At 76.7% G+C, this 296-nt stretch carries 1 pseudogene; it reads left to right on the forward strand.

Annotated elements, in window-relative coordinates:
* Positions 1-296, forward strand: a pseudogene (locus ACZ3IC_RS16245) (VWA domain-containing protein); the annotation flags it as partial.

Here is a 296-nt window from a genome sequence, read left to right on the forward strand (position 1 = left end):
ACGAGCCGGCCAAAGCACCCGAGGCCCCCGCCGAGCCCGAGCCCGTCAAGGCCGAGGCCCCCACCGAGCCCGAGCCCGAGCCCGCAGCCGAGCCCGAGACCGAGCCGGAACCCGCACCCGCCGTCGCCGAGGTCGAACCCGAGCCGGCCAAAGCACCCGAGGCCCCCACCGAGCCCGAGCCCATCAAGGCCGAGACCCCCACCGAGCCGGAACCCGCACCCGCCGTCGCCGAGGTCGAACCCGAGCCGGCCAAAGCACCCGAGGCCCCCACCGAGCCCGAGCCCATCAAGGCCGAG

The organism is Streptomyces sp. NPDC002958 (assembly GCF_055563255.1).